The following is a 258-nucleotide window of genomic DNA, read 5'->3' as shown; positions in this document are numbered from 1 at the left end:
CGCTCTCCCGCAACGCCGCCTCGCCGATCCGCGCGTCCATCACGAAGCGGCCGGTCTCCTGCGCGTTCAGCGCGAAATGCTTGATCGTCGAGACGATGTGGTTCGACTGGATGCCCCGGATCGACTCCCCGGCGATCACGCCGGCGAGCAGCGGGTCCTCGCCGAGATATTCGAAGTTGCGGCCGCCCCAGGGATCGCGCGTCAGGTTGATGCCGCCCGCGAGCATGACGTTGAAGCGCTTGGCGCGCGCCTCGCCGC

At 69.0% G+C, this 258-nt stretch carries 1 protein-coding gene; it reads right to left on the bottom strand.

All coding sequences use genetic code 11. The features are described from left to right. The coding region (locus NLU14_RS22375) for a glycoside hydrolase family 3 N-terminal domain-containing protein (RefSeq protein WP_275710754.1) at positions 1 to 258 on the bottom strand (258 nt) is incomplete at both ends.

The sequence above is a fragment of the Marinobacter iranensis genome (genome assembly GCF_029207565.1).
In the GTDB taxonomy this organism is placed as follows: Bacteria; Pseudomonadota; Gammaproteobacteria; order Pseudomonadales; family Oleiphilaceae; genus Marinobacter; species Marinobacter iranensis.
This window is presented reverse-complemented; position numbering and strand designations above follow the sequence as displayed.